This is a genomic window from Plantibacter lichenum, from assembly GCF_050587525.1.
Lineage (GTDB): Bacteria > Actinomycetota > Actinomycetes > Actinomycetales > Microbacteriaceae > Plantibacter.
In genome coordinates this window covers 57,153-81,290 of the sequence record NZ_JBOBFT010000006.1, presented here as the reverse complement: position 1 = coordinate 81,290, position 24,138 = coordinate 57,153, and the positions used below count along the sequence as shown (strand labels likewise).

At 69.1% G+C, this 24,138-nt stretch carries 19 protein-coding genes; 16 read left to right on the top strand and 3 right to left on the bottom strand.

What is annotated here, in order from left to right; translation table 11 throughout:
- Positions 1-212: 212 nt before the first annotated feature.
- Positions 213-2,804, top strand: coding sequence for a DNA polymerase III subunit gamma and tau (locus ACQ3HB_RS09915; RefSeq protein WP_430919869.1), 2,592 nt, complete (start codon positions 213-215; stop codon positions 2,802-2,804).
- A gap of 6 nt (positions 2,805-2,810) precedes the next feature.
- Positions 2,811-3,410: a recombination mediator RecR gene (recR, locus tag ACQ3HB_RS09910; RefSeq protein WP_430919868.1), complete on the top strand. Its 600-nt coding sequence runs from the start codon at positions 2,811-2,813 to the stop codon at positions 3,408-3,410.
- 170 nt (positions 3,411-3,580) lie between these two features.
- On the opposite strand, the gene ACQ3HB_RS09905 is transcribed toward recR, so the two are convergent.
- Complete coding sequence (locus ACQ3HB_RS09905; RefSeq protein ID WP_430919867.1) at positions 3,581-5,389, bottom strand: dihydroxy-acid dehydratase; 1,809 nt, start codon at positions 5,387-5,389, stop codon at positions 3,581-3,583.
- Positions 5,386-6,750, bottom strand: coding sequence for a hypothetical protein (locus tag ACQ3HB_RS09900; RefSeq protein ID WP_430919865.1), 1,365 nt, complete (start codon positions 6,748-6,750; stop codon positions 5,386-5,388). Before ACQ3HB_RS09900 ends, ACQ3HB_RS09905 begins: the two co-directional genes overlap by 4 nt.
- Before the next feature lie 246 nt (positions 6,751-6,996).
- Here ACQ3HB_RS09900 and ACQ3HB_RS09895 point away from each other — a divergent pair, with 246 nt between their 5' ends.
- The 10 genes from ACQ3HB_RS09895 (at position 6,997) to ACQ3HB_RS09850 (ending at position 17,745) form a co-directional block, all read left to right on the top strand.
- Positions 6,997-7,521: a GNAT family N-acetyltransferase gene (locus ACQ3HB_RS09895; RefSeq protein ID WP_430919863.1), complete on the top strand. Its 525-nt coding sequence runs from the start codon at positions 6,997-6,999 to the stop codon at positions 7,519-7,521.
- A gap of 133 nt (positions 7,522-7,654) precedes the next feature.
- Complete coding sequence (locus ACQ3HB_RS09890; protein WP_430919861.1) at positions 7,655-8,794, top strand: Gfo/Idh/MocA family protein; 1,140 nt, start codon at positions 7,655-7,657, stop codon at positions 8,792-8,794.
- Between the two features lie 318 nt (positions 8,795-9,112).
- Positions 9,113-10,405: an ABC transporter substrate-binding protein gene (locus tag ACQ3HB_RS09885; protein ID WP_430919859.1), complete on the top strand. Its 1,293-nt coding sequence runs from the start codon at positions 9,113-9,115 to the stop codon at positions 10,403-10,405.
- Positions 10,406-10,415: 10 nt separating this feature from the next.
- Positions 10,416-11,396 carry a carbohydrate ABC transporter permease gene (locus tag ACQ3HB_RS09880; protein WP_430919858.1) on the top strand — a complete coding sequence of 327 codons (981 nt, stop codon included), beginning with the start codon at positions 10,416-10,418 and terminating at the stop codon, positions 11,394-11,396.
- Positions 11,386-12,360, top strand: coding sequence for a carbohydrate ABC transporter permease (locus ACQ3HB_RS09875; RefSeq protein ID WP_430919857.1), 975 nt, complete (start codon positions 11,386-11,388; stop codon positions 12,358-12,360). The genes ACQ3HB_RS09880 and ACQ3HB_RS09875 overlap by 11 nt, the downstream gene beginning before the upstream one ends.
- Positions 12,361-12,365: 5 nt before the next feature.
- On the top strand, positions 12,366-13,211 hold the full coding sequence (locus tag ACQ3HB_RS09870) for an IclR family transcriptional regulator (protein WP_430919856.1): 846 nt from the start codon (positions 12,366-12,368) through the stop codon (positions 13,209-13,211).
- Positions 13,208-14,170, top strand: coding sequence for an SDR family NAD(P)-dependent oxidoreductase (locus tag ACQ3HB_RS09865; RefSeq protein WP_430919855.1), 963 nt, complete (start codon positions 13,208-13,210; stop codon positions 14,168-14,170). Before ACQ3HB_RS09870 ends, ACQ3HB_RS09865 begins: the two co-directional genes overlap by 4 nt.
- Positions 14,167-15,075, top strand: a complete 909-nt coding sequence (locus tag ACQ3HB_RS09860; protein ID WP_430919854.1) for a hypothetical protein — start codon at positions 14,167-14,169, stop codon at positions 15,073-15,075. The genes ACQ3HB_RS09865 and ACQ3HB_RS09860 overlap by 4 nt, the downstream gene beginning before the upstream one ends.
- Positions 15,072-16,688, top strand: coding sequence for an aldehyde dehydrogenase family protein (locus ACQ3HB_RS09855; RefSeq protein WP_430919853.1), 1,617 nt, complete (start codon positions 15,072-15,074; stop codon positions 16,686-16,688). The genes ACQ3HB_RS09860 and ACQ3HB_RS09855 overlap by 4 nt, the downstream gene beginning before the upstream one ends.
- A gap of 4 nt (positions 16,689-16,692) precedes the next feature.
- Positions 16,693-17,745 (top strand): SMP-30/gluconolactonase/LRE family protein, encoded by a 1,053-nt coding sequence (locus ACQ3HB_RS09850; protein WP_430919852.1) that lies wholly within the window; start codon positions 16,693-16,695, stop codon positions 17,743-17,745.
- Between the two features lie 268 nt (positions 17,746-18,013).
- Here ACQ3HB_RS09850 and ACQ3HB_RS09845 read toward each other — a convergent pair whose 3' ends face one another.
- Entirely contained in the window at positions 18,014-18,760 is a 747-nt protein-coding gene (locus ACQ3HB_RS09845) for a GNAT family N-acetyltransferase (protein ID WP_430919851.1), read from the bottom strand.
- 198 nt (positions 18,761-18,958) lie between these two features.
- On the opposite strand from ACQ3HB_RS09845, the gene ACQ3HB_RS09840 reads away from it, so the two are divergent.
- From ACQ3HB_RS09840 to ACQ3HB_RS09825, 4 genes are all read left to right on the top strand, one after another.
- Positions 18,959-20,230 (top strand): aspartate kinase, encoded by a 1,272-nt coding sequence (locus ACQ3HB_RS09840; RefSeq protein ID WP_430919849.1) that lies wholly within the window; start codon positions 18,959-18,961, stop codon positions 20,228-20,230.
- 279 nt (positions 20,231-20,509) lie between these two features.
- Positions 20,510-21,571 carry an aspartate-semialdehyde dehydrogenase gene (locus ACQ3HB_RS09835; RefSeq protein ID WP_430919847.1) on the top strand — a complete coding sequence of 354 codons (1,062 nt, stop codon included), beginning with the start codon at positions 20,510-20,512 and terminating at the stop codon, positions 21,569-21,571.
- A gap of 86 nt (positions 21,572-21,657) precedes the next feature.
- On the top strand, positions 21,658-22,320 hold the full coding sequence (locus tag ACQ3HB_RS09830; protein WP_430919845.1) for an SGNH/GDSL hydrolase family protein: 663 nt from the start codon (positions 21,658-21,660) through the stop codon (positions 22,318-22,320).
- 253 nt (positions 22,321-22,573) lie between these two features.
- Complete coding sequence (locus ACQ3HB_RS09825) at positions 22,574-24,046, top strand: malate:quinone oxidoreductase (RefSeq protein ID WP_430920029.1); 1,473 nt, start codon at positions 22,574-22,576, stop codon at positions 24,044-24,046.
- The last annotated feature ends 92 nt before the right edge of the window (positions 24,047-24,138 follow it).

Sequence of the window (24,138 nt, the reverse complement as noted above, 5' to 3'; positions counted from 1 at the left end):
GGGAGCGGTCCGTCCGGGCTCCATGGGGACCGCTGCCCATCGGTCCCCATGGAGCCCGGCGGGCTCGTGCACTGTGCGTCGTGCGTTGTGCGTCGTGCTCGTGCGCCGTGCTCGTGCGTCGTGCGTTGTGCGTCGTGCTCGTGCGCCGTGCTCGTCATCGGCCCTGTGGATGCCGGCTCCCACTGTCAGGGGTGGCGACTACGATTGATTCCGTGGTCACAGCTCTGTATCGCCGGTATCGGCCCGAGACGTTCGCCGAGATGATCGGTCAGTCTCAGGTGACCGATCCCCTCATGACGGCGCTCCGCACCAACCGCGTCAATCACGCCTATCTCTTCAGCGGTCCTCGCGGCTGCGGCAAGACAACGTCGGCCCGCATCCTGGCTCGCTGCCTCAACTGTGCACAGGGCCCCACGGACACCCCGTGCGGCGTGTGCGACAGCTGCGTGGACCTCTCCCGAGACGGTGCCGGTTCGCTCGACGTGGTCGAGATCGACGCGGCGAGCCACAACGGCGTCGATGACGCCCGGGACCTGCGCGAGCGCGCCATCTTCGCTCCCGCGCGAGACCGCTACAAGATCTTCATCCTCGACGAAGCCCACATGGTCACGCCGCAGGGCTTCAACGCGCTGCTCAAGATCGTGGAAGAGCCGCCGGAGCACGTGAAGTTCATCTTCGCGACGACGGAACCGGACAAAGTCATCGGCACCATTCGGTCGAGGACCCACCACTACCCGTTCAGGCTCATCCCGCCCGCGCAGATGCTCGACTACGTCCAGCAGCTGTGCACCAGCGAGAACGTCACGGTCGAGGCCGGCGTCCTGCCGCTCGTCGTGCGTGCCGGTGGCGGGTCTGCGCGAGACACGCTGTCCCTGCTCGACCAGCTCATGGCGGGGTCGGAAGCGGACTCCGTCGACTACGAGCGAGCCGTCGCCCTCCTCGGCTACACGCACACGGCTCTGCTCGATGAAGTGATCGACGCCCTCTCCGCACGAGACTCCTCGGCAGCGTTCGGCACCGTCGACCGCGTCATCCAGACCGGCCAGGACCCCAGACGCTTCGTCGACGACCTCCTCGAACGGCTCCGCGACCTCATCGTGGTCGCGGCGACGGGCGAGGGTGCAGCGGCCGTGCTGCGAGGCCTCCCTCAGGACGAACTCGACAAGATGATGGGACAGGCGCGCGCATTCGGCATTGCCGAGCTGTCCCGCACGGCCGATGTCGTCAACGCAGCCCTCACCCAGATGACCGGCGCCACGTCGCCTCGCCTCCACCTCGAACTCATGATGGCGCGCATCCTCGTCCCCGCGGCGGACGACTCCGCTCGCGGCGCCTTGGCGCGCGTCGAGCGCCTGGAACGGCGTATCGGCGTCGACGGCGCGATCGTCGGTGGGTCCGCCTCGGCCCCCGCGTCGACCCCCGTCCCGGCGTCGACCCCGGTCCCTGAGGCTGTCGAACGGCGCGCGGCCGCTCCGGTTGCTGAGCCTGTCGAAGCACGCACGCAAACGCCCCCCGTCCCTGCGTCTTCGCCGGTCCCTGAGTCTGCCCCGGTCCCTGATCCGGCCCCGGTCCCTGAGCCTGTCGAAGGGCCCACCCCATCGAGTCCCGCTCCGGCCGCTCCCGCTCCCACCGCTCCCGCTCCCGCTCCCGCAGCACGTGCACCGCGCGTCGGCCCCGTCACGCTCCAGCTCGTCAAGGACGCATGGCCGGAGGTCGTCGCCAAGGTCGAAAAGGCCGATCGCAAGGCGTGGATGGTCGTGATCAACACGCAGGCCGTCGCCTTCACGGGCGATGACGTCCTCACCCTCTCGTTCGCGAGCAACGGCGACGTCAACGACTTCAAAGCACGGCACGCACCGGGCACCGGCGTCGCAGAGGTCCTTAGGACGGCGATCCTCGACGTCCTCGGGGTGCGGGTGAAGTACATCGCCAAGGTCGCCGGATCGGATGACGGCCAGAGCGGTCCGCCGGCCGGTGGACCGGGTGGTGCGAGTGGACCGGGCGGCAGCACCGGTGGGCCAGCTCGTCCTACAGCAGGTCCCGGAGGTGCTTCGACTCCGTCAGCTCCATCGGCATCGACACACGCATCGGCACCGGCGCAGACCTCGGCAGCGGCCCCTGCCCAGTCGACACCCGTGCGAACGGCGCCGACGCAGTCGGCACAGCAGACCCCTGCTCCCGCACGGCCGAACGTCGCCGGAGCTCCTGCCGGCGCCGCGCCGCGCGCATCGGCTCCGGCATCCGCTCCGTCGGCTGCGCCGGCCCCTGCGCGGGGTCCGGCCAACGCCGACGCGATCGGTTCCCGCACGGTCACGTGGGACGTCGTCGCCATCCCCGCATCGGAGCCCTCCGACGACGACGCACCGCCGCCGGACGACGAGCCGCCCTACCCCGACCCCGTCTTCGACTCCGCGCCGGTCGCCGCGTCGAACACGGATGCGTGGGCGCAGCCGTCCACCCCAGCGTCCGTTCCCGGTCCTGCTGCCCCAGCCGCTGCATCGGTGCCGCCTGCCCCGACGGCCCCTGTGGCTCGTGAGACCACGGCAGACGGCTGGGCGGCCTCCGCACCGGTCGAGCCCGAGCCCCGCGCAGCAGAAGCGCCCTCCGGCGCCGAAGTCGCAGCTCCTGCCCCGAACGCGGCACCCGAGCGCGCGCCTCAACCGCCGCGCCACACTCCGCCGCCCGCCGCATCGCACCCAGCCGGAGACAACCGGTACGGCGAGAGCGTCGTCCGCGAACTGCTCGGCGCCACCTTCATCGAGGAGCAGGCCCACCAGCCGCGCACCCGCCCGAGCGAACGGTAACCACCCATGTACGAGGGCATCGTCCAAGACCTGATCGACGAGTTCGGCCGGCTCCCCGGCATCGGACCGAAGTCGGCTCAGCGCATCGCGTTCCACATCCTGCAGACGGAGACGTTCGACGTCTCGAAGCTCGCGGAGCTGTTGAGCGTCGTGCGCGAACGCGTCCGCTTCTGCGAGATCTGCGGCAACATCACCGAGGAGAACCTCTGTGTGGTCTGCCGCGATCCGCGCCGCAACCCGGCACTCATCTGCGTCGTCGAGGAGCCCAAGGACGTCGTCGCGATCGAGCGCACGCGCGAGTTCCGTGGGCTGTACCACGTGCTCGGCGGTGCCATCAGCCCCATCGACGGCATCGGCCCCGACGACCTCCGCATCCGCCAGCTCATGCAGCGGCTCGCGGACGGCACCGTGCAGGAGGTCATCATCGCGACCGACCCGAACCTCGAGGGCGAGGCGACGGCGACCTACCTCAGCCGCCTCCTCATCACGCTCGAGATCCGCGTCACGCGACTCGCCTCCGGTCTGCCGGTGGGCGGCGACCTCGAGTACGCCGATGAGGTCACCCTCGGTCGTGCCTTCGAGGGCCGCACCGTCGTCTCCCGCTAACCGCAGCTCCTCACGTCCCGCATCCGCCTCCTGCAACACCTGTGTGTTCACAACTCAGGAGGGGTCAGGCGTGTCGCGCCCTCGCTGTGGCGTGTCGGGTCCGACACGCCGCGGCGCTCCTGAGTTGTGAACAGGCCGGGATGCAGGGGCACACCGCCCAGCACCAGAGGTCAGGAGCGACCGACGACGGGGTCGATGCGACGACGGTGCGCGGCGGTCGGCGCCGTGAGGAAGTCCAGGTCGGCCCCGCGGTCCGCCTGCTCGACGTGCCGCTGGTAGAGCATCGGCCAGCCGCGGACGTGCGCAGACACGGGCGGAGTCCACTCGGCCAGACGCCGTTCCAGCTCCTCCGGCGCGACCTCGAGGTCGAGCACACCGGCTTCGACGTCGACGTTGATCATGTCGCCGTCCCGCACGAGTGCGATCGGCCCGCCCACGGCGCCCTCCGGCGACGCGTGCAGGAAGACGGTCCCGAAGCTCGTGCCGCTCATCCGGGCGTCGCTGACGCGCACCATGTCGGTGACGCCCTGTTCGAGGAGGCGCCGGGGGATCGGGATCATGCCCCACTCCGGCATGCCGGGCACGCCGACCGGCCCACATCCGCTCAGGACGAGCACATGGTCGGCCGTCACGTCGAGATCGAGGTCCTGCGTGCGCTCGCGCATCTCCTCGTACCCGTGGAACACCAGGGCCGGGCCGCGATGCTTCCACAAACGAGGGTCGGATGCGGCGGCTTTCAGGACGGCGGTTCCCGGAGCGAGCGATCCGGAGACGGCACGGATGGCGGGTCCTGCGACGACGGGGTCGGCGAGCTCTCGGATGGCCTTCGTCCGCTCGTTGTCGGCGAGGGGTGCGCGCGCGGAGTCCGCGAGTGGACGCCCCGTGCACGTCAGCGGCTCGCGTTCGATCGCGTCGCCGAGCTCGAACACGAGTGACGGCACCCCTCCGGCGCGGTCGAGTTCGCGCATGAGACCCGAGCCGCACGGCTGCACGTCGGCGATGACCGGGATGCCGACGCCAGCGGCGGCGACGTCGGTGGGCCCGAACTCGATGCCTGCGCGTCCAGCCATCGCGGCCAGGTGGATGACGGCGTTGGTCGATCCGCCCACCGACTGCAGGATGCGCGCGGCGTTCCGGAAGGAGGCGGCTGAGAGGATGCGTGACGGCGTGAGTCCCTCATCGACCATCGCGACGATGCGCTTGCCCGTCTCGTATGAGAGCTCGCGGCTCGGGTCCATGCCGGCCTGGACGGTGGACGCCCCGGGGAGGGTGAAGCCGAGTGCCTCGACGATCATGGCCATCGACGACGCGGTTCCAGCGGTGTTGCACGATCCCGTGCCGCACGCGTAGCAGGCCTCGAACCGACGCCATTCCGCGTTGTCGATCTCGCCGCTTCGGTAGCGGTCCATCTCCCGCCAGAGGTCGGTCCCGGTGCCGAGTTCTCGGCCGTCGAAGACCGGGGCCGGTCGGTTGCCGCCGACGATCTGGATGGTCGGCAGGTCGGAGCTGATCGCGCCCATGAGTGCTCCGGGCGTGGTCTTGTCGCAGTTGGTGAGGAGCACGACGCCGTCGATGGGGTTGGCACGCAGCAGCTCCTCGACCTCCATCGAGAGCAGGTTTCGGTAGAGCATCGCGCTCGGTTTCATGAGGTCTTCGCCGAGGGACATCGCGGGCATGACCATCGCTGTGCCACCCGCCTCGGAGACGCCTCGGCGGACGTGCTCGGCGAGTTCGCGCAACGGCAGGTTGCACGGGTTCGCGTCGCTCGACGTGTCGATGACGGCGATGATCGGGCGCCGCTGGCCCTGTTCGATCTCGCCGCCGCCCATCCGCACGGCGACGCGGTGCGCGAGCGCCACTTCGTCGTCGCCGTCGAACCAGGCGCTCGAGCGCAGTCCGGTGGCGGCGCCGACTGGGCCGCTCGAACCGTTGGGTCGAGTCGTGTCGGCGGCGTCGGTCGCTTCGTTCGAGCCAGTCACGGGGTGTCCTCTCCAGCCGGGACGAACCCGAGGTCGATGATGGCGTCGCCGGCAGCGGCGATGAGTCGTTCGAGCGATCCGGCTTCGAGGACGGTCTGCCAGGCCTGGTATCGGTCTTCGCGGTAGGCGTGCTCGGGCGGCAGGTACACCCAGCCGGGTCCGTTGGTGAGGTTCATCACCACGATCGTGGCGGACGGGAAACGCGCACGGAGCGTCGACTGCAGAGCTGAGTACGCTTCGCCGGGGTGGGCGACGAACACGGCGTCGCCGAATCGCCACACCCAGAGCGGGTGCACCGGTCGGTCCATGTCGGCGTACGTGCGCCGGAGGCGTTTCGCGCGGCGCAGGCGTTCGGCCCGGCTGCGGGGGTCGATGTCGGCCCATTCGTGTTCGAGCTCCTCGATGGGCGCGAGCGATTTCACCTGGACGGGTACGTCGCGGTGGATCCGCTCACTCGACCCGTCCCAGACAGCGGGGGCCGGATCCCAGATCGCGAGCGGTGCGCCGGACTGGATGACGTCATCGAGGACGAGCGCGGTCCCCGGCTCAGGCATCGTGAGGAGCACTCCGAGGACCGCATGACCGAGGGAGAAACCGTGCCGATCGGCGAGCCCGAGTTCTCCGCTGTACTGCTGACGCGGGCCGAGCTCGCCGCTCGCGCCCTGCAGGAAGAGGCACGGCGCAGCGGTGACGTCCTCGACGACGCTGCGCATGGGGCCGACGTAATCGGGGGAGAGGTGGCTGTTCGCGTAGCCGAGGGTCGTCGGGTGGCACGCGTAGTTCACGATCGTCGCGAGCACGGTTCCATCGGCGCGGCTCGCCCGTCCGACGACGAGCGTCTGGTCCGGTTCCTGCTCCGGGTCGAAGCCGAGCAGGGCCTGCCCGTCATGGAGGAGGTCGCGGACGGCCGCCAGTGTGTGCCGACCGGTGTTCCACACGAGGTCGGCCGGCTGCAGGTCGGCGATGGCGCGGACGGCGGCGTCCGCAGCGGCATCCGCCAGCGCGTCGAGGTACTCGGGCACGAAGGCGCCGCCGAGGAGGTCGGCGTCCTCCCGGCAGATCGAAGGTCCGGCGTGCGTGTGCGTGAGGTGCAGGAGCACGTGGTCGGCGGCGAGCCCGGTCGCTGCGAGGACGGCCCCGCGCACCTGGCGTTCGTCCTCCATCGTGCGCCACCAGCCGAGGTCGGCGGTGATGACGAGGGAGACGTCGGCGTGTGCTGATGAGCCGTCCGCAGCAGACGCGTCCAGCGCGAGCACCGTCAGGGTGAGCGCGTCGTGGACGCCCGTGCTGAGGTCCGCGTCGCCGTAGCCCCAGTTGCGCATGCGGATGCCGACGGGCGCGGTGATGTCGCTTCTGGCCACGCCGATCCTGCCGGTCCAACCGGGGAGCGAGTAGCGAGGCGGGGATGCGGGGGTGTGGGGAGGCGTCGTCGGCACAGTCAGAGACTAAGCAGCAGTTTCGAAACGACGAAATGTGTTCGCGCAGGCCGAACGCTGGCGTGCGCAAGACTGGAACTGTTCGTGACTGCAGAACGGCGTTTTCTTTTTCCGAATCCGTCCATACACTCAACCGACCGCAGATACCCGGTCAAGCCAAAGGAGGCACCAGTGACCCAGCTGTTCATGACCCACCCGGGCCCGCTCTCCGCAGTGGTCCCGGCGCCGCTCGCAGAGGGGCTCGTGCTTCGCGCCGCGACCGCCGCCGATGAAGCGGCTATCGCCCTGGTGCTCGCCGAGAGCTTCGAAGAGCAGTGGGACGTGGACCGGGTGCGAGCCGAGTTCTCCGACGCCGCCGACGTCCCCGTGACCTGGGTCGTCGAGGACGAGCGGGGGATCCTCGGCGTCGCCTCCGAGCGCATCATGCCGGACACCTACCCCGACGCCGGCTACGTGCACTACGTCGGAGTGCTGAACCGCGCACGCGGCCGCCGCGTCGGCGCCGCGCTCACGGTCCGCTGCATGCAGGGCTTCGCGGACCGAGGTCTCTCGACCACCGTCCTCGAGACCGACGACTTCCGTGCCCCTGCGGTCGTCACCTACCTCCGCCTCGGCTTCGTCCCGACCTATCGCTCGGACGAGGAGCGGAGCGCCTGGTCGGCGCTCTTCCCCACGCTCTTCGCGCCGAAGCGCTGAACCGCACCACTCGACCGCTGAACCGCACCACTCGACCCGCATCGCCGCATCAGCCCAGCACCATCGCATCGCCCGCCGACCCCGCTGCCCCACAGCACCACCGGCCCCGGCCAGCCCGAAAGGAACCACCACAGTGACAGAGCAGCCCAAGCTCAGAGTCGGCATCGCCGGAGCAGTCCGCGGAGGCGGGTTCATCGCCGGTCTCCGTGAGGAAGCACACCGTGCCGAACTCGTCGCGGTGTACGACCCGATCCCGTCCGCACGCGAAGCGTTCGCCGCGACCAACGAGGTCGAGTTCATCTGCGAGAGCTTCGAAGAACTCCTCGATCGCGTCGATCTCGTGATCCTCGCATCGCCGCAGCAGCACCACACGCCGCAGGCGGTCGCAGCGCTCGCCCGGGACATCCACGTGCTCAGCGAGGTCCCCGCCGCCGTCAGCATGGAGCAGGCCAACGCGCTCGTCGCAGCCGTCCGCGGCTCGAAGGCGCAGTACATGATGTCCGAGAACTACGGCTACATCCGCGAGAACCTCATCGTCCGCGAGATGGTCCGCGAAGGCGCGCTCGGCGACCTCTACTACGGCGAGGGCGAGTACCTCCACGAGATGAAGACCTGGCACACGACGCCGACCGGTGAGAAGACGTGGCGCTACTACTGGCAGGTGGGCCGCGACGGCATCACCTACCCGACGCACAGCCTCGGCCCGCTGCTGCAGTGGTTCGACGACCGCGTCGTCTCGGTGAGCTGCATCGGCACCGGCCGTCACACCGACCCGGAGCACGAGCTCCAGGACACCACGATCCTCCTCGCCCGCACCCTCAAGGGCCGCCTGCTGCGCCTCCGCTTCGACCTGCTCTCGAACCGTCCGGAACTGTACGCGTACTACGCGGTGCAGGGCACCGAGGGTGCCTACGAAGCAGCGCGGACGCCGAACTCCGAGGCCGTCGTCTACCTCAACGGCCGGTCCCCGAACGGCGTGTGGGAGCCGCTCGAGAAGTTCGCGGACCTCTACCTCCCGAGCCGCTACAACCAGCCGGGATCCAAGGACACCCACTGGGGATCCGACGCGTGGCCCGTCCGTGACTTCATCGAATCGATCCTCGCCGGCACCACACCGGAGATCGATGTCTACGCCGCGCTCGACATGACACTGCCCGGGATGCTCTCGGAGCTGTCGATCGCCCAGAACGGCGCCTGGATCCACGTCCCCAACCCCCGATTCTTCACCGGAGGGATCGGCGTCGATCCTTCCCGGGAAGCACCACTGGCGTGAATCGAACCCCTCGGTTCCAGCCGGCAGTACACCGCACCACCCGCCGCCCCACTTCGACAAGCTCAGTGACCGGAACCTCGGTCAGTGACCGGAACCTCGGTCAGTGACCGGAACCTCGGTCAGTGATCGGACCCCGGTCCCTGAGCCTGTCGAAGGGCACCCGCACCACCCCACCGCACCCCGCCACCCCACTTCGACAAGCTCAGTGACCGGAACTTCGGTCAGCGACCGGTACCCCGATTGATCGGTACCCCGGTCAGCGATCGAACCCGGTCCCTGAGCCCGTCGAAGGGCGCCACATCAACGAGAGGAACCACAATGACGTTCAGAATCGGTGCTGCACTCGCAGTCGTCGCCGTTTCCGGTCTGCTGCTCGCAGGCTGCTCCTCCTCGGAGCCCCAGTCCGCCGACTCCGGCAAGGTCGCCGGAGAAGTCACCCTCTGGAGCTACGGCAAAGTCCAGCCCAGCATGACGAAGCTCATCGAGGGCTTCGAGAAGGAGAACGCCGGGGCCACGGTCAAGGTCATCGAGGAGCCGGGCGACCAGTATTTCGCCCTCCTCCGCGCAGCACTCACCTCCGGCCAGGGACCCGACATCTTCCAGATGTTCCCCGGCGGATACCAGCACCAGTTCTCCGACTACTCGCTCGACCTGAGCAAGTACATCGACCGTGCCGAGTTCGAAGCGGTCCAGGGCCAGTTCTTCGCCGAGAAGTCGAACCTCGACAACCCCGTCTACGGTGTCCCGCTCGTCAGCAACATGTACTACACGCTGTACAACCAGGACGTCCTCGACAAGGCGGGCGTGACGAAGTTCCCGACCGACTGGGCCGAAGTGGACGACGCCTGCAAGAAGATCACGGCGGCCGGTTTCCTCTGCATCGGCTACGGCAGCGACACGGGCGCCGGCGGGTTCGACGCCTACCAGGACTTCAGCTACATGTCGGGCGCTGCGATCGGCCTCTCCGGCTGGGACGGCCTCATCGACGGCACGAAGAAGTACGACACCCCGAAGCTCGTCGACCAGGTCACGAAGTGGGGCGAGCTCCAGACCAAGGGGTTCACGAACCCCGACGTCCTCACCTGGCGTGACGTCCGCACGGACTTCCTCGCCGGCAAGACGGCCATGTACATGACCGGCAGCTGGGACGCCAGCTGGGCCTCCGACGGCCTCGGCGACAAGGTGCACGCCGCTCCGACCCCGTTCAGCGACGAGCCGATGGACGTCCTCGTGCGTCTGCAGGACTCCGGCCTGTCCGTCTCGAAGGACTCGAAGAACGCCACGACCGCGGCCGCCTTCACGGCGTACTCCATCTCGGAGGCCGGTCAGAAGATCATCGCCGCAGCCGGTGGCGTCCCCGCCCGCACCGGCATCGAATCGGACAGCCCGGTCAACCAGGAGATCCTCGCGAACTCGGTGACCGAGAAGTGGAAGGTCGTGCCGATGATGGACAACTTCCTCGACGCGTCCGTCACGACCGCGCTCCGCTCATCGCTCAACCAGGTGATGGCCGGCCAGCTCACCGCCGAGGAGGCCTTGAAGAAGGTCGACCAGGCCACCGCAGCGGTCAGCAAGAGCGACCGCGTCACCTACAACCTCTCCGGAAAGTAGGCCACCGGTCATGACCATCGACCTCCGCCGTGCGACGGCCGGGCCCTCCGTGGCACGGCGGCGGTCGCGGGACGGCGAGTCCGCCGGCGCCGGCAGGCGCGGCACGCACAAACCGCATGCGGTGATCCGGCAGCGGCAGTACTGGGGGAGACTCTTCGTCCTCCCCGCCGTGGTGCTCGTCGCGCTGCTCATCGTCCTGCCCAGCATCCAGGGGCTCTACTACAGCTTCACCGACTGGAACGGCCGCAGCGCGAGCTGGGTCGGTCTCGACAACTACATCAACGGGATCTTCCTCTCACCGGACTTCGGACGCGTCGCGTTCAACAGCCTGTGCGTCGTGATCTCGGTGCCGTTCGGGGTCGCGCTCTCCGTGATCGTCGCGAACCTGCTGGCGAACAGCACGTGGGGTCGCGCCTGGTTCAGAGGCATCTACTTCCTCCCCATCGCGCTCTCGTGGGTCGTCATCGGCATCACCTTCGCCTACCTGCTGTCCGGTCGCGGACCGATCAACGCGCTGCTCTCGGCCGTCGGCCTCGGCCTCTTCAGCCAGGACTGGTTGGGCGGTGAGACGTCCGCGCTGCTCAGCATCATCCTCGTCTTCAACTGGTCGTACTTCGGCATCAACGTCGTCCTGCTCTTCACCGGCATGACGACGGCCGATCAGTCGGTCACGGAAGCGGCACGGCTGGACGGCGCGCACGGGATCAAGATGTTCACCAACATCGTCATCCCGCAGGTGCGCCGCTACATCGAGCTCGCGCTCATCATGACGATGGCGGCGGCGATCACGCAGATCTTCGCCCTCATCTACACGATGACGTCGGGCGGTCCAGGCGTGGCGACGACGACGCTCGAGTACGCCCTCTACACGAGGTCCTTCAGCCTGGGGCACTTCTCCCAGGGCGCCGCGTTCGGCATCCTGCTGTTCCTCGTCTCCCTCGTATTCGCGGTAATGCGCCTTCGCGCCGGAGTGAAAGCCGATGATGACTGATCACCAGAGCACCCTCGCAACCGATCCGACGGACCCGTCGGCGGCATCGACCTCGGCGGCATCGTCGTCGACGACCGGATCGTGGCTGGGTTCGCCAGGCGCAGCCGGCGCCGGTTCCGGTTCACCGGCAGGCACCCGTCAGAGGGGGACCCGTCGTATCGGTGATCGCCTGAAAGCGCTGCTGTCGACCGGGCTCGTCCGCATCGTCCTCGTGGCGCTGGCCGCCAGCACGATCGCGCCGCTCGGCTTCATGATCTTCAAGTCGCTCACGAAGCAGGACGGGACGAACGCGCTCACCTTCGACGCGTGGGCCGCGGTCCTCAACGGCAAGCTGCCGCAGGCCGGCCTCATCTCCCTGCAGGTGAGCGTCATCGCGATCGTCGTGATCCTCGGCGTCGGCACCCTCGCGGCCTTCGGGTTCGCGAAGCTGCGGTTCAAGGGATCGCAGCCGATCATGGCGACGATCATCGTCCTCATGCTGGTGCCCGGCCAGACGTTCATCATCACCGAGTACTTCAACTTCAGCAATCTAGGTCTCATCGGGAACATCCCGGCGGTCGGCATCCTCTACGGGGCGACGCAGATCCCGTTCGCGACCTTCATCCTCACGAACTTCTTCCGGGCGATCCCCGACGAACTCGTCGAGGCGGCGATCATCGACGGCGCGTCCTACCCGCGGGCGTTCTGGAGCATCTTCCTGCCGCTCGCTCGTCCCGCCATGGTGACGGTCGGGGTGCTTGCGTTCATCGGCGTGTGGAACGATCTGCTCATCGCGCTGCTGTTCCTTCCGACGCCGGGAGCGCGTACCCTCAGCGTCGTGATGGCCGGTGCGCAGGACACCCGCGTGTTCGACGTGAGCCAGGTCATGGCCGGCTCTCTGCTGAGCGCGATCCCCTGCATCATCGTGTACCTGATCTTCCAGCGGCAGATCGCAGTCGGTCTCACCGCGGGGACGGGAAAGTAGGCGACATGACCACGACGAAGACCATCGGAGCCGATGCGGCGGCCGCCGGGGACACGGAGGCGGCAGTGCCGGACACCGCGACCGGCCGCTACACGCTCCGCAGCATCTCCCGGGCGATCGACGCCCTGGAGGTGCTCGCGGCGGCGGAGAGCGCGATGGGCGTGAGCGATGTCGCCCGCGAGCTCGGGGCGTCGAAGAGCACCGCGTTCGCGATCCTCCAGACGCTCGAGGAACGCAACCTCGTGAGCTCGGCGGGCGAGGGCTTCCAGCGCCGGTACACGCTCGGCCTCGGGCTCGCGAGACTCGGGCACCGAGCGGTGAGCCGGGTGTCGATGCTCGACGCCGCGATGCCGCACCTCGAACGCCTCACGAAGCTGACGAAGCTCTCGTCGCGAGTCGCAACGATGTCGCAGGGCATCGCGGTCGTGCTCGGGCAGGTGGACGGCCCCAACTCCATCCGCTTCGACCTCAACATGGGTGGTCGGGAGCGCCTCCACTGCACGGGCATCGGCAAAGCGATCCTCGGCCGCTACACGGACGAGGAGGTCATCGACCTCGCTGAACAGACGGGGCTCCCGCGCCGCACGACGTACACGATCACGTCGACCGAGCTGCTCCTCAAGGACATCCGCAAGGTCCGCGAACGCGGCTTCTCGGTGGACGACGAGGAGGATGCGGAGGGCGTTCTGTGCATCGGTGCGCCGCTCATTGACCACACGGGGGCGTGCGCGGGCGGCATCAGCGTCACCGGACTCAAGATGAGCCTGCCGCTCGAACGCGTCCTGCGGATCGGCGAACTCGTGATGGCCTCCGCTGAAGCCATCTCGCACCGGATGGGAGCACCACGATGAGCGACGAGACAGGCATCGGGACGAGCGCCGAGACCAGCATCGGGGGCGACGCGTCGACCGCGGCGCTCTTCGACCTCACCGGCCGGCGGGTGCTCCTCACGGGTGCAGCGGGCGGGATCGGCCGTGCACTCGCACTCGGCCTGGCCCGCGCCGGAGCGGATCTCGCGCTCGCAGAACGCCCCGGCGTCGAACCGTCCGCGGAACTCGCCGCCGCGCTCGCCGCGACCGGTCGGGACGTCCGCTGGTACTTCCAAGAACTGTCCGATGCGGAAGCGCTCGGCGACTTCATCGACACGATCTGGGCGGACGGCCCCGTCGACGTCCTCGTCAACAACGCCGGCTACGCCACGATGGACCACTTCAACCGCCTCGACTACGCCGCCTGGCGGGCCACGATGGCGATCGACCTCGACGCACCGTTCCTCCTCAGCCAGCGCGTCGCCGAACGGATGATCCACGACGGGGTGCAGGGGCGGATCATCATGATCTCCTCCAAGAACGGCCTGCAGGCGGAGCCGGGACTCGCCCACTACAACGCGGCGAAGGGCGGCCTCGAACTCCTCGCCCGCAGTCTCGCCGTGGAGCTCGGCGCTCACGGCATCACCGTCAACACGGTCTGTCCGGGCATGGTCGATACCGGCCTCGCGGGCGACTTCCCGCTCGACTGGGAATCGTTCGTCCCGTACTACCGGCAGCACATCCCCTTGCAGAACCGGTTCGCGCAGCCGGAGGAACTCGTCGGTCCCGTCGTGTTCCTCGCCTCCGCCGCCGGTTCCTACGTGACGGGCCAGTCGCTCGTCGTCGACGGCGGGGTCCTCGCGAATCAGGTTCCCAGGTTGCAGTTCATGCAGCCGTTCCAGGATCGACTGAACGCATCCCCATCGTCCGGATCCACCCCACCCACCACCGACATTCCCGTGCCGCAGCGCACGACAACGAACGAGGAGTCACCCCGATGAAGGCACAGCACTACCTGGAGTCCCTGGGACTCCCCGGCGGGGACGACTACTCGCTCCCCACGAGCACGTCCCGGTTCGCGGACGGCAGCGCCTTCCACGTCGAGATCCCCTCCGTCGAGGGACCCGCCGCGATGGAAGCGGTCATCGATGAAGCCGCGCAGCGGAACGTTCCCGTGCACCGGGTGAGCCAGGGCAGCGGCATCTGGATGCTCACGGATGAGGAGATCGTGCGGATGGTCGACCTCGGCCGCATCCATGACATCGAGGTCTGCCTCTTCGTGGGACCGCGGGCCGGATGGGACACGGGCGCCCAGGCGTCGAGCCCGGGCGGCGCCGTCGTCTCCGGGTCGTTGCGCGGCGGCGACCAGCTCGCATACGGCATCCAGGAGGTCGTCCGCGGCTGCGCCCTCGGACTGCGTTCCGTGCTCGTCTCCGACCTCGGCCAGCTCGCCGTCCTCGGCAAGCTCAAGGCGAAGGGGGACCTGCCGGCGGACCTCGTGCTCAAGGTCTCCGCGTCGCTCCCCGTCTCGAACCCGGCCGGCGCCCAGCTCCTCGAAGAGCTCGGCGCGTCGAGCCTCAACGTGGCCGTCGACCTCAGCCTCCCCACGCTCGCGGCGATTCGCGCGGCCGTCTCGATCCCGCTCGACCTCTACATCGAGTCCTCCGACGACTTCGGCGGGATCATGCGCTACTACGAGATCCCCGAGATCGTCCGCGTCGCGGCCCCCGTGCACCTCAAGTTCGCTGTCCGGAACTCGCCCGGCCTGTACCCGAGCGGCGGACACCTCGCCGGTGTGCTCGATGCTACGGCGCGCGAGCGTGTCCGTCGTGCCGCCCTCGGCCTCGCGATGCTGGAACGCGCCGACGCCGACGCCGCTGAGCTGGCGCTGCGGGCTATCTCGTGACCGGTGCGACTGCGCGCGGGCCGGTGGCGGGCATCGTCGCGGGCCGACCCGCGCTCGCCGTGCCCGGAACGGAGTTCCAGAGCAGGGACGTCCTCCTCGGGACCGACCGGACCGCGGTGTTCGCCGATGCCGCTCCGAGCGAGGCCGATGCGGCCGCGACCGCCGCGGCCGAAGCGTTCCTCGCGCTCCAGACCGATGTCGCCGGGCTCGATGCCACGGCTCCCGTCCTCGACCCGAGCGCCCTCGTTCGCGAGCTGGCCGCGGCACTCGAAGCGCGACGAGCCGACCTCGTCGCGATCGCCGGTATCGAGACGGGCCTGCCCGAAGCACGCCTGAACTCGGAGCTCAGCCGCACGACCGGGCAGCTCGCGCTGCTCGGCGCTGAAGCCGAGGCGCACTCCGGCGTCGCGCTCGAGGAGGACCAGGCCGGGTCGGAGGGCTTCGCACCGGCCCTCGCCCTCGGCCAGGTGCCCCTCGGACCCGTCGCCGTGTTCGGCGCCAGCAACTTCCCCTTCGCGTTCGGCGTGCTCGGTGGAGACACCGCCGCGGCGCTCGCCGCAGGGTGCCCGGTCGTCGCCAAGGGCCACCCGGCCCACCCCGAGACGAGCCAGCTGCTCGCCGAGATCCTGACGCAGGTGCTCGCGGACGGCGGCTGGCCCGCCGGCTGGTTCTCCCTCCTGCACGGCCGCGGAGCGGACATCGGTCAAGCGCTCGTCGTCGCCGATGGCATCGCGGCGGTCGCCTTCACCGGCTCGACACGCGGCGGGCTCGCGCTCGTCGCGGCCGCGGCCGGCAGGCCCGTCCCGATCCCCGTCTTCGCCGAACTCGGCGGCATCAACGCCCTCTACCTGCTGCCGGGCGCGACCGCGGAGGCTGCGGAGACCGCGGCGGGATCCGGTTTCGTCGCCGGGCTCACCCAGTCGCTCACGGGCGGCAGCGGACAGTTCTGCACGAAGCCGGGCCTCCTCCTCGTCGTCGACTGCGATGCTGCACGGCAGACGGTCGCGGGTCTCACCGAATCGCTCGCGGCCGTCGACAGCCCGCCCCTCCTGACGCCAGGCATCCTGCACGCGCTCGTGAGCGGTGCAGACCGCCTGCGCGGCATCGCCGGGGTCGACGTCCTGCTCGACGGCCCCGCGGAGGACTCCGCCGCCCATCACCCGGTGCCGGCGTTCCTCGCGACTGTCACGAGCAGCACGCTCCGCGCCGACCCGTCGATCACCGAGGAGCTCTTCGGCCCGGCGCTCGTCGTCGTGTACTGCGAGAGCGTCGAAGACCTCGTCGCGCTCAGCGGTGTGATCCCGGCCGGCCTCACGGCGACGATCCACGCTGCGTCCGGAGGCGCGCCCTCGTCCTCCTCGTCCCCGTCCGACGAGGATGCTTCGCTCACGCTCCTCCGACGCCTGCGATTGCGCGCCGGCCGGGTCCTCTTCGGCGGTTTCCCGACGGGCGTCCGCGTCGGCCGGGCGACCACGCACGGCGGCCCGTTCCCCGCCACGAGTGCACCGGGGACGACCTCAGTCGGCGTGAAGGCGATCGATCGATTCCTCCGTCCGGTGACCTACCAGGACCTCCCGGAGCAGTTGCGCGAACGCGCACTGTCGTGGCGGTGATCCGGTGGAGCTGATCGGATCCGCGGCACTCGCCGTCGCTTCGCCGTCCGTGTCCCTCCTCGGGGAGTCGCCGCGGTGGGACGATGCCCGCGGCTCGCTCTGGTGGGTCGACATCACCGGCCGAGCACTGCACGAACTCGCCACCGACGGCACGACGACCACACGCGAGCTCGACCGGGCCGCGGGCGCGGTCATGCTCGCCGCGGACGGCCGGCTGCTGCTCGCGACGGAGGCCGGCCTGGAACTGTTCGACCCGTCGACGACGGCTGCCCAGGTCGTCACGCCGATCGAGGCGGAGGACGCGAGCCGCCGGATGAACGACGCCGCGGTCGACCCGTCTGGCCGGGTGTACGCCGGGACGATGCGCTGGGACGACGCGGGCTCGCCGCCGCACGACGGCGTGCTCTACCTCGTCGACGGCCCGGGCGCCGCCGTTCCGGTGCTCGACGGGCTCGGCTGTCCGAACGGCCTCGCCTGGCCGCGGCGCGACCTCTTGGCGTACATCGACTCGATGACGCGCAGCATCGCCCTCTGGACGATCGATCCGGAGAGCGGCGCCCTGCTCGAACAGACCGGTTCCATCGACGTCTCCGGTTTCGACGGCGTGCCGGACGGCATGACGCTCGACGCGGAGGGTGCGTTGTGGGTCGCGTTCTGGAACGGGTCGGCCGTTCGTCGGTTCGCGCTCGACGGTGCGGTGCTCACGACGATCGAGGTCCCGACCCCGCTCGTGACGTCGGTCGCGTTCGGCGGAGACGAGCTCGCGACCCTCTACATCACGACCGCGAGCCCCGAGCCGGAGGCCGACATCGCGGCTCCTGCATCCGCGTCCGCGCCTGCATCCGCGTCCGCGCCTGCATCCGCGTCCGCGCCTGCGTCCCCGTCTGCGTCTGCGTCCGCGTCTGCGTCCGCGTCCGCATCTGCGTCCGCGCCTGCATCCGTTCCGGCAGCTCCGGACCCGGCGGCCGGCCGCATCTACCGCTGCACCCCGGGTCAGCGCGGCGTCCTCCCGACCGCCTGGACCCCGCCAGCACCCACGACGAGCCCCGCCCCCTAGCTCGCACTCCCCGGCTCGGGTCTGTTCACAACTCAGGACGGCTCCGGCGTGTCGCGCCCGCCTGACGGCGTGTCGGCGCCGACACGCCGCATCGCTCCTGAGTTGTGAACGCAGGCAGGAATCGCAGGCAGAGAACGGCAGCCCGGTCGGTGACTCAGTCGGATGGAGCAGGCTCAGTCGGATGGAGCAGGCTCAGTCGGATGGAGCAGGCTCAGTCGGATGGAGCAGGCTCAGTCGGATGGAGCAGACTCAGTCGGATGGAGCAGGCTCAGTCGGCGGAGGGCGCCGGCCAGTCGGCGACCGAGGGCCGGGCACTCAGCTGACGCCCGATCGCCGAGAACCCGAGCTTCCTAGCCACAGCCCGTGAGCCCGGGTTGTTGTCACCCGCCCGCCACTGGGGGAGGAGGCCGGCGTCGAGCGCATGCTGCACCGCGGTCGACGCGAGAGCAGTCGCGAGGCCAGTGCCACGCGCATCGGGAGCGGTGAGCGCCGTCATGTGCGCGACGTGCAGCGGCCACGACCGGTAGCCCGCGACGCCGAGGACGCGGCCGCCCTCGCGGACCGAGAACAGGGGAGAGGTGATGCCGAAGATGCCGCTCTCGCTCGCTTCGTCATCGCTCACCTTCGACAGAAGCGCCTCGATCGCGGGATCGCTCGCCTTGCTGACGACGACGTCGATCTCGTCCGCGGGTGTGAACCGGCCGGGTAGCAGGTAGTCGAGCGTGGCGGGGCCGAGGACCTCGGCGATCTCGATGCGGGATCGCAGGAACTCGACGGTGCCGACGGTGCGCGGCGCTTCGGCGTCGATCGAGAGTCGTTCTGCCGTGCGCTGGTCCGGCACGATCGCGAGTGCGCTGCCGTCGATCTCGACGACGCCGATCCAGCCAGGAGGGCACGCCATCGATCCCGCGTTCACGACGACCGCGACCCGACCGGCCGCGAACCGCGCCGTCGGTGATGCGAGCCCCTGCCACAGCCGTCGAACGGTCGCGAGCACTCGGGCGTCATCCTGCATCCGGCAACTCTCCCACACTCCCCTCCCTCTCTGCCGAGGGGTCGCAACGTGCGGGTCCGACGCGACGACACCCGCACGTTGCGACCCCTCGGCGGAAGATGTGAGGGAAACGCATGGATGCCGATGTTGGTATACCGGGATGGGTAGGATGTGAAGCCGGGCCGATCGCGCCCGCACAACACCCCCAGGAGTACGACGATGGCTTTGATCGTGCAGAAGTTCGGCGGTTCCTCCGTCGCAGACGCCGAAAGTATCAAGCGGGTCGCCAAACGCATCGTGGAGACGAGGAAGGCCGGCAACGAAGTTGTCGTCGCCGTTTCCGCGATGGGCGACACGACGGACGAGCTGCTCGACCTCGCCCACGAGGTCACCCCGATCCCGGCCCCACGCGAGCTGGACATGCTGTTGTCGAGCGGTGAGCGGATCTCGATGGCGCTCCTCGCGATGGCGATCAGCAGCATGGGCTACGTGGCGCGGTCGTTCACGGGAAGCCAGGCCGGCATGATCACTGACGCCCAGCACGGCGCGGCACGCATCGTGGACGTCACGCCCGTCCGCCTCCGCGAAGCGCTCGACGACGGCGCGATCGTCATCGTGGCCGGCTTCCAGGGCTTCAACCGCGACACCCGCGACATCACGACCCTCGGCCGCGGCGGCTCCGACACGACCGCCGTCGCGCTCGCCGCAGCGCTCGGCGCAGACGTCTGCGAGATCTTCACCGACGTCGACGGCATCTTCACGAGCGACCCCCGCCAGGTGCCCAAGGCGAAGAAGATCGACCGCATCTCGAGCGAGGAGATGCTCGAACTCGCCGCTTCCGGCGCGAAGGTCCTCTATATCCGTGCCGTGGAGTACGCACGCCGCCACGGAGTCACCCTGCACGTGCGTTCATCGTTCAACAACAACGAGGGAACCCTCGTTCTCAACAACCCAGGAGAGGGTGACGCACCCATGGAGCAGCCCATCGTCGCCGGTGTCGCAACCGACCTCAGCGAAGCCAAGATCACCGTCGTCGGCGTCCCGGACGTCCCCGGCAAGGCAGCGGAGATCTTCACGATCGTCGCGAAGTCCGGCGGCAACGTCGACATGATCGTCCAGAACGTGTCGACCGCGGTCGACGGCGTCACCGACATCTCCTTCACCCTGCCGAAGTCGGAGGCGCAGCAGGTCCTCCGGGCGCTCGCCGCCGAGCAGCAGCGCGTCGGGTTCGCGGCGATCCAGCACGACGACCAGATCGGCAAGCTGGCGCTCGTCGGCGCCGGCATGCGCACCAACACGGGCGTGTCCGCCAAGCTCTTCGAAGCGCTGAGCGCGGCGGGCATCAACATCGAGATGATCTCCACGAGTGAGATCCGCATCTCCGTCGTCACGCGTGCGGACACGCTCACGAAGGCCGCCAACGTCGTGCACACGGCGTTCGGTCTCGACGGCGATGACGAAGCGGTCGTCCACGGCGGCACCGGCCGCTAGCAGGCGGCCCAGTCGCTGAGCCCGTGCGGGCCGGTCACTGAGCTTGACCCGGTCACTGAGCTTGTCGAAGTGCCCTTCCAGGTGCTGAGCCCGTCGAAGTGCCCTTCGACAGGACCGGGGACCGGGGACCGGGGATCACGCACCGGGGACCGGAGCTCGGCCCGCACGGCCAGAGAACGCCGGAAAACCGCCAGAGTCCGCTGGCGTTCGTCATCAAGGGGTCACCCGGCCCCGTCATGATGCAAGATGGTTCGTAGCATCCAGGAACAGAGGAACCCAATGAGCAACGGTGTACGCGTCGGTATCGTCGGAGCGACCGGTCAGGTCGGCAAGGTCATGCGAGCGCTGCTCGAGGAACGCGAGTTCCCGATCAGCGAGATCCGCTTCTTCGCGACGGCACGTTCCGCAGGCACGACGCTGCCGTTCCGCGGCCAGGACATCGTCGTCGAGGACGTCGAGACGGCCGATCCGTCCGGCCTCGACATCGCCCTGTTCTCCGCCGGCGCGACCGGTTCCCGTGCGCAGGCCCCGCGTTTCGCTGCGGCCGGCGCCCTCGTCATCGACAACTCCAGCGCCTGGCGCATGGACCCCGAGGTCCCGCTCGTGGTCAGTGAGGTGAACCCGCACGCCATCAAGGACGCCGTCAAGGGCATCGTCGCGAACCCGAACTGCACGACCATGGCAGCGATGCCCGTCCTCAAGGTGCTCGACGCCGAGGCAGGCCTCAGCCGCCTCATCGTCAACACCTACCAGGCCGTCTCCGGCTCAGGACTCGCCGGTGCGGAAGAGCTCATCGGCCAGGTCGAGGCAGCCGTCGCCCAGGGCGATCTGACGCGTCTCGTCCACGACGGCTCAGCCATCGAGTTCCCCGCTCCCGTGAAGTACGTCGCCCCCATCGCGTTCGACGTCATCCCGCTCGCCGGGTCGATCGTCGAGGACGGCCTCGGCGAGACCGACGAGGAGAAGAAGCTCCGCAACGAGAGCCGCAAGATCCTCGAGCTGCCTGAACTCCTCGTCTCGGGCACCTGCGTCCGTGTGCCGGTCCTCACGGGCCACTCGCTCGCGATCAACGCCGAGTTCTCGCGCGACATCACGCCGGAACGCGCCAAGGAGATCCTCAGCGACGCTCCCGGCGTCGAACTGTCCGAAGTCCCCACCCCGCTGTACGCGGCAGGCAAGGACCCGTCGTTCGTCGGCCGCATCCGCGCCGACCAGAGCGCACCGGCGGGCAAGGGCCTCGCCCTCTTCATCTCGAACGACAACCTCCGCAAGGGTGCAGCGCTCAACGCGGTGCAGATCGCGGAACTGGTCGCCGCCGACCTCGCCGCAGCGCGGGTCTGAGCGACTGACGTTCGGGCGCGGGCGCGGGCGCGAGTCGGCGGGCCGGTGCCATGGCACGGGTGCGGGTGCGGGTACGGAAACGGTATGTGGCGATCATCGCGTTCGTCATCGCGGTCCTCGGTCTCTCAGCACTGCCGTCCGGCCTGCAGACGGTAACGTCGGCGTCCGGTGACGAGGTGGCGACGGGTCCGCTCGTCGCCTTCTACGGCGATTCGTACACGAAGGGCTCGGGCGCATCGTCGCCCGCAGCGCGTTGGTCGACGCTCGTCTCCGAGGCGGAGGGGTGGCGCGAGTACAACGCGGGCGTCCCCGGTCTCGGCTTCGTCCGGAAGCGCGACCAGGTGGGTGATGTCGCCGCCGATGTGATCGCGCAGCATCCCGACATCGTGATCGTCGCCCTCGGCATCAACGACAACTTCGTCTGGGCCGGCAACGAGGACCGCATCCACGACGCGATCCTGCCGGAGTTCGAGAAGCTCCGGGCCGGTCTGCCGGACGCGCGCATCGTGGTCGTCGAACCGTGGTGGTTCAAGCTTGATCGGCCGGCATCCGTCGGGCACATCATCGACTGGGTGCACGAGGCGGCGAAGCGGATCGACGCCGACTACATCTCCGGCGCATCGCACTGGCTGGACGAGGACCCCGGATGGATCTCCGCGGACGGTCTGCACCCGAACGACAGCGGGTACGAGCACCTCGCGACCCGCATGCTCGAGGAGCTCGACGCTCTGAGCCCCGCCCTGCCCTAGCCCCTGGGTGATCGTGAGCCGTTGCCGGGTCCACCGCTCTGGTCGTTGAGCCCGCTGACCCGGTCGCTGAGCCGCCTGACCCGGTCACTGAGCCTGTCGAAGTGCGGGCCCTGGGTCTTCTCCCCTTCGACAGGCTCAGGGACCGGGGCCTCAGGGACCGGGGCCTCAGGGACCGGGGCCTCAGGGACCGGGGCCTCAGGGACCGGGGCCTCAGGGACCGGGACGTCGAACGCGACGGGAAGGATAGACTCGTCTGGTGAGTGAAACTGTCGACGTAGCCCTGATCGGTGGCGGCATCATGAGCGCCACGCTCGCCGCCCTGATCAAGCAGGTGCAGCCCGACTGGACGGTCGAGGTGTACGAGCGCTTGAGCGATGTCGCGCTCGAGTCGTCCAACCCGTGGAACAACGCGGGAACCGGCCACGCTGCCCTGTGCGAGCTCAACTACATGCCGCAGGACAAGAACGGTTCGGTCGATCCCGCGAAGGCGATCGGCATCAACGAGCAGTTCCAGCTGAGCCGCCAGTTCTGGTCCTACCTCGTGGAGCAGGGCGTCCTGGGGGAGCCGGACACATTCATCAACTCCACCCCGCACATGACGTTCGTGCGCGGCGAGAAGGACGTCGAGTACCTGCGGAAGCGGTACGAGGCGCTCAAGGACCAGCCGCTCTTCGCCGGCATCGAGTTCACCGAGGACCCCGCCGTCATCGCCGAGTGGGCTCCGCTGCTCATCAACCGTCGTGCGGTCGGCGAGAAGCTCGCGGCCACGCGCATCACGGCCGGCACCGACGTCGACTTCGGCGCCCTCACCCACAAGCTCTTCAAGGAAGCGGCGTCCACGGCGACGCTCAACCTCAACCGCGAGATCCGTCACCTGAAGCAGCAGAAGGACGGCACCTGGCGTCTCCGCGGGCGTCACACGCTCGGTCGCACGCCGTTCGAGGTCAACGCCAAGTTCGTCTTCGTCGGCGCCGGCGGCTGGGCGCTCAAGCTCCTGCAGAAGTCGGGCATCCCCGAGATCAAGGGGTACGGCGTCTTCCCCATCGGCGGTCAGTTCCTCCGCACCGACAACCCGGAGGTCGTCGCCAAGCACCAGGCCAAGGTGTACAGCCAGGCCTCCGTCGGCGCACCGCCCATGTCGGTGCCGCACCTCGACACGCGTGTCGTCGACGGCAAGGCCAGCCTCCTGTTCGGCCCGTACGCGACGTTCAGCCCCAAGTTCATGAAGAAGGGCTCGATCAAGGACATCGTGGCGCAGGTCCGCCCCGGCAACCTGATCCCCATGCTCTCGGTGGCCAAGGACAATCCCAGTCTCATCAGCTACCTCGTCGGGCAGCTCATGCAGTCGCGCGCGAAGAAGCTCGAGAGCCTCCGTGAGTTCATGCCGACGGCGAAGGCCGAGGACTGGTACCTCATCGAGGCCGGTCAGCGTGCGCAGGTCATGAAGAAGGACAAGGAGAAGGGCGGCGTGCTGCAGTTCGGCACGGAGGTCATCAGCTCCGCAGACGGGTCGATCGCAGGCCTGCTCGGTGCTTCGCCGGGTGCCTCGACGGCCGTGCCGATCATGCTGAACATTCTGCGCACCTGCTTCCCCGACCGCATCGCCGGCTGGGAACCGAAGCTCCGCGAGATGATTCCGACGTACGGGTCCACGCTCAACGAGACGCCGTCGAAGGCCGTCGCGGTGCTCGAGCGCACGGCGTCCACGCTCGACATCTCGCTGTAGCTCCGCTCCGGTCGGCTTCGTTCCAGTGCTGTCGCGGTGCTGTCGCGAGTTGCGGCATCCGAACGGGTCGGCGGCGCGCGGGCAATAGACTG